11 protein-coding genes and 1 pseudogene are annotated in these 8,386 nt (G+C 59.9%); 2 read left to right on the top strand and 10 right to left on the bottom strand.

Features of this window, described 5'->3' with window-relative positions:
• Positions 1–37: 37 nt before the first annotated feature.
• The 9 genes from RPS27_RS08515 to RPS27_RS08555 all read right to left on the bottom strand — a co-directional run bounded on the left by RPS27_RS08515 (position 38) and on the right by RPS27_RS08555 (position 7,109).
• Positions 38–1,795, bottom strand: a complete 1,758-nt coding sequence (locus RPS27_RS08515) for a relaxase/mobilization nuclease domain-containing protein (protein ID WP_128929812.1) — start codon at positions 1,793–1,795, stop codon at positions 38–40.
• A gap of 624 nt (positions 1,796–2,419) precedes the next feature.
• Positions 2,420–3,319 carry a lytic transglycosylase domain-containing protein gene (locus RPS27_RS08520; RefSeq protein ID WP_232995621.1) on the bottom strand — a complete coding sequence of 300 codons (900 nt, stop codon included), beginning with the start codon at positions 3,317–3,319 and terminating at the stop codon, positions 2,420–2,422.
• Entirely contained in the window at positions 3,319–3,831 is a 513-nt protein-coding gene (locus RPS27_RS08525; protein WP_128929811.1) for a S26 family signal peptidase, read from the bottom strand. The genes RPS27_RS08520 and RPS27_RS08525 overlap by 1 nt, the downstream gene beginning before the upstream one ends.
• The gene (locus tag RPS27_RS08530; protein ID WP_128929810.1) at positions 3,828–4,292 is read right to left on the bottom strand and encodes a DUF2840 domain-containing protein; all 465 of its coding nucleotides are present in this window, start codon (positions 4,290–4,292) and stop codon (positions 3,828–3,830) included. Before RPS27_RS08530 ends, RPS27_RS08525 begins: the two co-directional genes overlap by 4 nt.
• Before the next feature lie 286 nt (positions 4,293–4,578).
• Positions 4,579–5,460 (bottom strand): replication initiator protein A, encoded by an 882-nt coding sequence (locus RPS27_RS08535; protein WP_128930181.1) that lies wholly within the window; start codon positions 5,458–5,460, stop codon positions 4,579–4,581.
• Positions 5,461–5,483: 23 nt separating this feature from the next.
• Positions 5,484–5,765 carry a helix-turn-helix transcriptional regulator gene (locus tag RPS27_RS08540; RefSeq protein ID WP_128929809.1) on the bottom strand — a complete coding sequence of 94 codons (282 nt, stop codon included), beginning with the start codon at positions 5,763–5,765 and terminating at the stop codon, positions 5,484–5,486.
• 131 nt (positions 5,766–5,896) lie between these two features.
• Positions 5,897–6,337 carry a DUF2285 domain-containing protein gene (locus RPS27_RS08545; RefSeq protein ID WP_188637459.1) on the bottom strand — a complete coding sequence of 147 codons (441 nt, stop codon included), beginning with the start codon at positions 6,335–6,337 and terminating at the stop codon, positions 5,897–5,899.
• 139 nt (positions 6,338–6,476) lie between these two features.
• The gene (locus tag RPS27_RS08550; RefSeq protein ID WP_128929807.1) at positions 6,477–6,671 is read right to left on the bottom strand and encodes a transcriptional regulator domain-containing protein; all 195 of its coding nucleotides are present in this window, start codon (positions 6,669–6,671) and stop codon (positions 6,477–6,479) included.
• A gap of 165 nt (positions 6,672–6,836) precedes the next feature.
• The gene (locus tag RPS27_RS08555; protein WP_128929806.1) at positions 6,837–7,109 is read right to left on the bottom strand and encodes a DUF2285 domain-containing protein; all 273 of its coding nucleotides are present in this window, start codon (positions 7,107–7,109) and stop codon (positions 6,837–6,839) included.
• A gap of 143 nt (positions 7,110–7,252) precedes the next feature.
• Between RPS27_RS08555 and RPS27_RS08560 the strand changes: the two genes are divergently transcribed.
• Together RPS27_RS08560 and RPS27_RS08565 are read left to right on the top strand one after the other, a co-directional pair.
• Positions 7,253–7,501 carry a helix-turn-helix domain-containing protein gene (locus RPS27_RS08560; RefSeq protein ID WP_128929805.1) on the top strand — a complete coding sequence of 83 codons (249 nt, stop codon included), beginning with the start codon at positions 7,253–7,255 and terminating at the stop codon, positions 7,499–7,501.
• 267 nt (positions 7,502–7,768) lie between these two features.
• Positions 7,769–8,050, top strand: coding sequence for a helix-turn-helix domain-containing protein (locus RPS27_RS08565; RefSeq protein WP_128955107.1), 282 nt, complete (start codon positions 7,769–7,771; stop codon positions 8,048–8,050).
• A gap of 247 nt (positions 8,051–8,297) precedes the next feature.
• Here RPS27_RS08565 and RPS27_RS08570 read toward each other — a convergent pair.
• A pseudogene (locus RPS27_RS08570) lies at positions 8,298–8,386 on the bottom strand (DUF736 domain-containing protein); the annotation flags it as partial.

Genomic DNA, 8,386 nt, shown 5'->3' on the forward strand with positions numbered 1-8,386 from the left:
GGCTCTCCTTCGCTGAATGACGCTCTGGCCAAGGAAATCAAAGACCGAGGTCGCGCTTGCGGCCGAAACTCCACTCGATCCCACCGCCATCCCTAACGCTTCCCGTCACATGCTGGCCGAGGCGTTTTTCCAGTTCGCGCGTCCAGGGGACGAGTTGAAAGCCAAGCCCATTGTCGATCAATGCAAAGCGGCCCGACGTGAGGGACAGGCTCTTTCGGTATGTTCCTGCGACCTGCTCACCGACTGCGGCTTGCGCGTGAGGCAAGCCGGTCTCGGCCGCGATTTCGGCACCGGCCGCCTCTAGCTCCCGGCGCCGCAGCGTATTGAGGAGATCGCGTTGCAGGATGATGCGCCCTCCCGCTCGGTGTGCGAGCCCTGCTTCTGCAAGATGTTCGGCTCGCGCCTGCATCGCTTGCCGAGCCTCCCGCCCGAAGCCGCCCAAGGCGAGCGGCATCGAATCGCGCTCGACCAGTCGGTGGTCGAGCCAGGTTGCTCCCGGCGCACCTATTTGCGCGGGAAGATCGAAATCCGAGCGATTGGCGAGCACGCGCGTCGGCCGCTGCTCGTCCATCCCACCGAACTGCCTGACTTCGACAATGCCGCCAATGGGGGGCGCCTGTTCGAATGCCTCAAGACCACGAAAGCGGACGTGATGGAGCCGTCCGTCGGTCGCATCAATGAGCGCATAGGCTTCGCCGGTGAGCTCGTCGTGTAGCCCGGTTGCCAATAATCGCCCGATAATCGGTGCGGTCGTTCTTTCCCCCGTAACGGCGAATTCCGAGAGACTTCGTTCCTGTCCCCGCTCTGTCATCGCTTGATGCATGGTCTTGATGATATCGCCCCGAATTGCAAGGTCTCTGAGATGGGGTTCTGCGTCCAAACCCACCATCCACTCACCGGGTACCGCCGATGAGGCAAGGCCCATCTTTTGCAGATGCTGAAGGCGCCCGATCATAAGGCGGCGGATTTCGGGGTCAGATATCCCTTCCCGATCGGGCCGCAGGTCGAGATAGCCGGTCTCGTCGGCAGCCAGACGGATCTCGCGGTCGAGCCGTGTCCATCTTTCGGCGAAGACTTCGCGTTCGAGAGCCCTGCGGATCTCGTGCTCGGCTTTGGGCCCGAGCTCGATGGATGCCAGCTCTTCCGCGCGAGAGCGTAGTCCCTGGCTGATATAGTCGCGGGAGATCACGAGGTCCTCAACGTTGTCGCTGACCCCGCGAACAAGCAGGTGAATGTGTGGATTGTCCGTGTTCCAGTGATCGACGGCGACCCAGTCGAGCCGTGTGCCGAGGTCCGCCTTCATCTGCCTGGCGAGATCGCGCGTGAACGCTTTCAGATCGCTCATCTCGCCCCCGTCCTCGGGTGCGATGATGAATCGAAAATGATGCCGATCGCCCTTGCAACGCTCGGCGAAGGCGCTGCCATCAACCTCTTCGCGTTCGGCGTCAAACAGCGAGGCTCTCTCGCCGCTGCGGGTCACGCCATCGCGCCGGAGGTACGAGATATGCGCCGCGAGTGATGCCGAGCCGAATGCCAATCCCTTATGCCGCGCGACCCGCGCCTTCACGGTCACGCGGCGCGCAGCGCTAAACAGACGGTTGCGGGCAAACTGGAGCCGGCCGCGGCCGAACGTCGAGCGCCCGACGCGTCCTCCGCGGCTCATCGAGGAGGCGGAGGTGTGGCCCGCCTTCTGCGCCGCTTGCAGTACCTGATTGAAGAAGCTCTTGGCCTTGGGCGCGCGCGTGCTGCGGATGCGGCCGGGCCGGATGTGAAGTTCGCTGTCCTTGGTATTCACGGTCGTTCTTTCCTCGTAAATCTTAGTCAGTACCGAAAGATGCATTGAATTTGCTTGTGAATGTTCAAAGCGCGGCACGCGCCACGACCGATCGGCACGCCAGAACCCAAGCCATGGCAATGGCTTGGCGTTCGACGGGCGAGCCGCTTTTATCTTGCCCTAGCCCGTCGTTCTTTGTTACTCGCTCTTCCTTCCTCTAGTTGACGAACATTTCGTCTGCTGGTCCACGGATCAGCAGACAAATCTCCTGCCTTTTCGCCTGCAAAGGAGGGAGATTTACGGCAAAGAGCAGTTGGGATTCATTGTGGTGGATCCTCCAACAGCGCCTGCAGAAACACGTCGGCTGGTGGCCGATTCATTGGGAAAAAAACAGCCGCGACGTGGCAGTTAGTTTGCGAAGCGCACACTGTTTGCGAGCGCTTGCGATAGCGATCGTTACCCGAAGGGCCGAGACACCCATAGGGTGGCTCGGTGAGGAGCGAAGCGACGAGTAGAGCGCGGGCCGAAGGCATCGCCCATATGCCGTATGCAGATGCCGGACGCTTACGGTCGTTCACCTCCGCCCCTCTCACTTCTCGCCGATCGCTCGCTGACATGTGTTCCGCTCCGCAACCGCGCTTCTGATCATTGCATGGTGCGAGAATCGGTCCGCGCCACGAATAGACCAGTCGAGCTTGGAACGATCCGCAGAATATCTCGCGAGGAGATAGCGTTCATGATGTCTGCCGAAGGCACAATCCTTATCGACCGGTCGTCCGTTCTCGGCATGTCAGTTGGCTTATGAGTTGACTGCGGAATGAGCAGCGACGATGCTGATGACGTGACGCCAGCCTTCCAGGTCGGTTGCTGATCGACGTCCAGCACGGACCCAAGCCTCTTCACATAGGCTTGGGTTTCGACAGGCAATGGACGCCCGGCAAGATGCTCCTGATAGCGCAGCGGTCCTGCGTGATAGGCAGCAAATACGCCGTTCGGTCCGAAGCGGTCGAGCATTTCACGCAGATACGCCGTTCCTGCCAGGATGTTGTCACGGGGGTCGAACGGATCGCTGCCGAGGGCGTGCCGGCGGCGCAATTCGGCCCAGGTGTCGGGCATGAGCTGCATCAGCCCCATGGCGCCTTTGGGCGATCTGGCACGAACGTCTCCAGTGCTTTCGACAGCCATCACCTCGACAATCCAGGAGACTGGAATGGAAAAACGCTGTGAAGCTTCGATGATGAAGGTTTCGAATGGCTGGGCCCCTTCGTGCTCCGCCCCTGTTGCTGTCTCCTCGGCGACCGAAGCACTGCAAAGCGCGAGCACGAGCAACAGGAAGGGTGCAGCGAACAGGCGCGCGCCAAACTGTGCCAGGTACGTCCTCCTGCGCGCCTCTTCCCGATGGAGAAAGCCTTTGTGCGCGCCATTCAGCAGCGGGAGGTGTTCCTCCCTAACATCGCCTTTGCATGGAGGAGCCGGAATGGAGAAAGGGCCTTGCGGTCCATCGAACAAGCGCATGGTGAAATGAATATGACGAACACACCTCATCACTCCTCCGAGGTCCACACCGGGTCCGCACGGCCGATCACGGCTGCGGCTGGAAGAAAGCCAAAATACCGGCCGTCGAAGGACTCATCCGATTGCCAGTTCATGAGAAAGAGCTCGGCCGGCCCGACGACGCGGCAGCCCTGCCAGTCTGGCAGCGGACGGCCGCGGCCGTCACGCTCACGCGCCTCACCCATAGCAATGTTGTCCACCGAGATGGCGAGGCCTGTTCTGCAAACCGTCTGCCCGGGGAGCGCGAGGATACGTTTGAGCATAGGAAGGCCGAGCGGCAAATAGCCCTTCAGGTCGAGGAAGCTCGCCAGCGGTTCAGGCGGCTGAACCGCAACCAGCTCCGTGACATACAAAGTCTCTGCGGAACGCAGGCGGTAAAGGCCGATGGGCACGCTCGGCGATGCATTCCAGATGAAGGCCGGCGTTCGCCCTTCCACGATGGTTACGGCGATCGCTGCGGCAGCCCCGCACATCGCAAGCAGCGTCATCATCCGCCCTCTCATCGGATGATCCTCCGCCGGCGAAGCCAGGCCTGATGGCGAGCTTTCGTGTAGGGACGTGGGCTTTCATTGACGGAAAGACGGTTGTGGACATGCTGCCAATGATCTGGGGCGACATCAGCCGGATCGATACCAAGTGCCTCGACGGCATCGATCATCTGCAGCACGCGCTCGACCTTCGGCCAGCCAGAAAGGCGAAGCAGAATGTCGCCTCCTGGCTTCACATAGGGCACGGTCGAGCAGCGCTGACCCGCGGCGACGGCACGCAGGATATCAATGCGCGAAATCACCGTCCCGAAATCATTCGACGTCCAACGAACGAACGCAAAGATGCTGCCTGGAGCAAATGCCAGGACGCGACGATGGCGATCGAGCTTCCGTTCCTCGACATTGCGGCCAAATCGAACCCGGTTCTCGATCCGCTTCTCCAGCCACAGCACTTCCACCTCGGTGAGATCGCTCATGCTGTCTCTCCCGGAAGCTCGAAAAGCCAACGGCTAGTGATGAGGACGGACGATTGCGGGATTTGAACCTGAAGGCAGCTCGACCGTCCGTGCCACTGCCGCTCTTCCACAATGTGGGCAACAGCGAGTTCCGTTAGAAGAAATCCGAAGGATTTCTGGTTAGTAAAGTTAGGGGGCCAGGAAAGCGCGCGTTCACAAGCCTTTAGGTTCGCTTTCGGTCCCCGATAGCACGATGATCTGGTCCCTGATGGCACGAGGGTTGCGGTCCCCGATAGCACGAGCTGATTCACAGGTTGTCCCCTGAAATTGGTCCCGAACGACGCGCCGACAGGCGCGCCGTAACGGGAAGGTTTGGGATCGAGGCGAAGTTCAGCCGCTCGCGGCCGTTTGGATCGCGCGTGAGGACGAGCCGATAGCCCGGCAATGTCTGCCGCTGGACAATCTGTCGAACGTCGTAGGCAAAATGCTTGAGCGGCGAGAGGCTGCCGGACTTGGCATGAAGATGGGCAAGGTCGAAGCTCCAGCCGCCGCGCTGCCGGCCGCCGTGCTTGCGCACCAGCCGGTAAAGCCAGCGCTCAAGGCCACCTGTCAGGTCGAAATAGGCGCGGTCGATCGTCAGAACGAGAGCGTCATCGATCACGCCGGCATAGAACCAATCTGGCAGGATCAGTTCGATCCCAAATGGTCTGCCATATGCATCAGCGGCTTCCTTCCACTCGTTAATCCAGGAGAAGCGGTGCCGCCGCCGTTCTGCGGGTTGACGGATCGAGGTCAGCACGGTCGTTGACTGAAGTCTGTCAAGACCTGCCTTCAGCCGGTCGTAGTCGCGTGCGCTGGTGCCGCGGCCGACGAACGTCAGAATCTCATATGGCGTTGCGGCTATCAGGCGTGATGTTTTCAGACCGGCATCGCGAGCTTCGACGATCTGGGAGGCAGCCCAAATCAGGACGTCGGCGTCCCAGATCGTTGCCATGCCGTGCTCCGGGACAGCTTCGACGCGGATTGAGGTTGTTCCGGCGCAGAAATCGATGGGCACGATCCTTTTGGTCTTAGCCAGCGAAAAGAATGGATAAGCCATCAGATCCTGCGCATCGCGTGGAGCAAGATCTCCCGGCAGGGCGCGGAAAAGCTCAAGCTGATGGCGGTCGGCTTGCTGAATGCGTCGCATGATGATTGCCTTCAGAGCGACCATCAGCGGTGTTCCTGGCCGGCATAACGACGTAGTTGCGAATGCTTTTTGGCCGGCAGCACCGTGTCTTTGCCAGGGTCAGAAGTGGACGTTTTGGCGCCGAGATCGGCCCACGCTTTCAGGTCGTCCAAGGCGTAGACGACGCGGCCGCCGATCTTCCGGTAGGTCGGCCCGGTACCGTAAGTGCGATGTTTTTCCAGCGTGCGGCCAGACAGGCCGAGGTAGCGTGCAGCCTCGGGAGTGCGCAGGAAACGCGGAGGAAGTCCGGCGGTCGGATCGGGCATTTGAGAGCTCCAAGATGGCGGCGCACCACCCATGAGGGCGCCGGCGTGGGTGTGGTCATCTTGGAGAAGCAGGGCTTCGGAGGGGGATGCCGAAGATCGGGGGTGCATGTTTCGACACCCCCGCGATGAGGCTATTTGTTCCTGCGCCCGGAGCGCAGAAGCCTGCAATAGCCGCCCCGCATCAAGGAGAAGCCGTCGTGTACCAGACGGATGATGAGGCTACGGGAATCGTGGGTCTTCCAGGCTTGCTTTGGGACGCTTTTCTTTCCAAGCAGTGCCAACGCGATCACACGATAGCTGCTACCGGCATGACGTGCGTCGAGCGCACGCGCGACTTGCCTTAGGCGATCCCGGCGCTGTTTGGAAAGTTCGTGGAAAGCGGGGCCTGCCGCGCGTCCGTTGAGCGCGCGCCACAATCTGCGAGCTGCATGCGCTCGCGGCGGCAAGTTCTCATCGAAGGGAAGTTTGGCGGCATAGCGATGACCAATGGAAGGTTCATCCTTCAACCAGACACGGTGGTTCACGGTCCCGATGCGCAGCACGGCGTGCCACCCATCAGCGGCGCGACGCATTTCGGCCGTCGAGACGTTGAATAGAGGTAGATCTGGCGCACTCGGGTCAGCGCCTGACGTCGTTACCGCAACCGGGACGACATCCGGCAGCGCCTCGGGCGCCCAAAAGATTGTCTGTTGATCAAAGGACCGCTGCGGGTCATGGGCGAAAGCAGATGCCCCACTTCCTCCTGAATTCCTCGGTGACTTCACCCGTCGGGCTCTTGGCGATCACAGCCTGGTAGTCACGTTGGTATTCAGGATTGCGACGCACGAACTCCCAAGCGATATCAGTGGGGTCAGCATTATTCAGGTAGTCGTAGGAGTCCGGGGAGCGCCAATCGACTTGGGCCATAACATCCGCCTCATTGCAAAGAGCTAACAACGATGACGGCGCAATAGCTGCGAACAGGCCTTTGGGAAAAGATGCCAGCTTGTCACCACGTGGTGCACGTGAGTCACCACGCCCGAGTGCCGAGAAAAAGGTGTCGTCAGAACCAAAGCCGTCTAGAAAACTATTCTAGGTTGATCTAGGTCCGCGCAACAGACGTCCCTGTTCGGTCAACCACTTCGCGCGCTGAACATGTGTCTGGTATGCAGTACGCGCACGCTCCGGCTCGCGATCGGAGTCGATGTGCAACACGATCCGAGCGACCTCGGACCAATCGGCCCCCTCGCTCTCCGCCTGCAGAAGGCGCATGTAGGTTACGACATGCTGTTCGTCGTAGGAGGTCATGGCGTCCCCAGCGGGAGGGGCATCGGCCACTTCGGGATTTAAGTTGAACTTGGTCATGGGCTGACAACAAACATCGAATAATTGCAAGGTTCCTGGACGCGCGATTGACGAGCGGTCTCATTTTAGTCGTATTCCGGGGTCGGTGCAGATACATACTATAGGAGATAAACCTCATAGTATGTAAGACGCAACTTGCGCGAATGGACATGCGCAAGTTGGTCGGCCGGAATTTCGCAAAGCTGCGGAAGCAAAAGCGCTTTACGCAGGAGAAGTTCGCCGACCTGTCCGGCTTTACTCAACAATACATCAGCGACTTGGAACGCGGCCGCCGCAATCCAACCGTCGTAAGCCTGTTCCAGCTCGCCAGTGCGTTGGGCGTCACTCCGGTTGATCTCATCGCGCCGGACGAGGAGGCGCGAAACGAAGGAAAACTGGCCAAGCGGAAGTAACTGTTTCCGAAAAAGCCAAAGCACCTGCCCCAAGTGAGGGTAGGACGCTTCCCACAGGTGCGACGATGGTTCGGACAGCACTGTTCGCACGTCGACGGCTCCAACGGCCTACAAAAGTCTTACCGTTTCAGCTGCGCCAGCAACCTCCTTGGGAGACACGGGATGTTCTGGTGATGGCGTGCTGAACGGTCTCTCTATCGAGAGCCTACTTAAATAGTCGGGCCATATCCAGTGGTTTAATGGGCCACCAAATGGCTGCCTGCGCAAATGAAAGCTCGCGCACTCGTAGCCTGGAATATACGCCGGATACGCGTCGATCGCGGTATTCCGCAGGAGCAATTGGCTTATGACGCGGGAATAGATCGTTCGTATATGAGTGGTCTTGAGCGGAAGTTGGAAAATCCTACGATTGATTTGCTTGACCGGTTGGCTGACACCCTCGGTGTCCAACTCAACGAGTTATTCCTTCCATTACCAAAGGGCGCTACGATCCATAAAACATTGCCTAAAGGGCGCAAATCGACCCGACTTGACCGCAAGAAGAAATAACACCCTCTGTTTCGACAATCGCGGGATATACGCCTACGTCGCTTGTGTAACGCGTGGGCCGTCTTTGGAGCGAGATGGCCCTGATCGTAACAGGCCGGTGCGAAGGGGTTTGCCGATCTCAGTGGCGCCGACCTGTGGCTAGTGCTGAATCCATCGCAAAATTAAGATTCGCATTCCGAGCCCATGGAATTCGCGCCGATGTGCGGAAAGCCCGCCCGGCGAACCGGGCGGGGCTTGGCGGAGGATCTCACTCGCCGTTCTTGCGCGGCCGGGACCAGAGCAGGTTGTAGCCCTCGCCACCTTCGTCGTCGAACAGGCTCGCGTAGATCGGCGCGT

This window comes from Bradyrhizobium sp. WYCCWR 12699 (genome assembly GCF_032144035.1).
GTDB lineage: Bacteria > Pseudomonadota > Alphaproteobacteria > Rhizobiales > Xanthobacteraceae > Bradyrhizobium.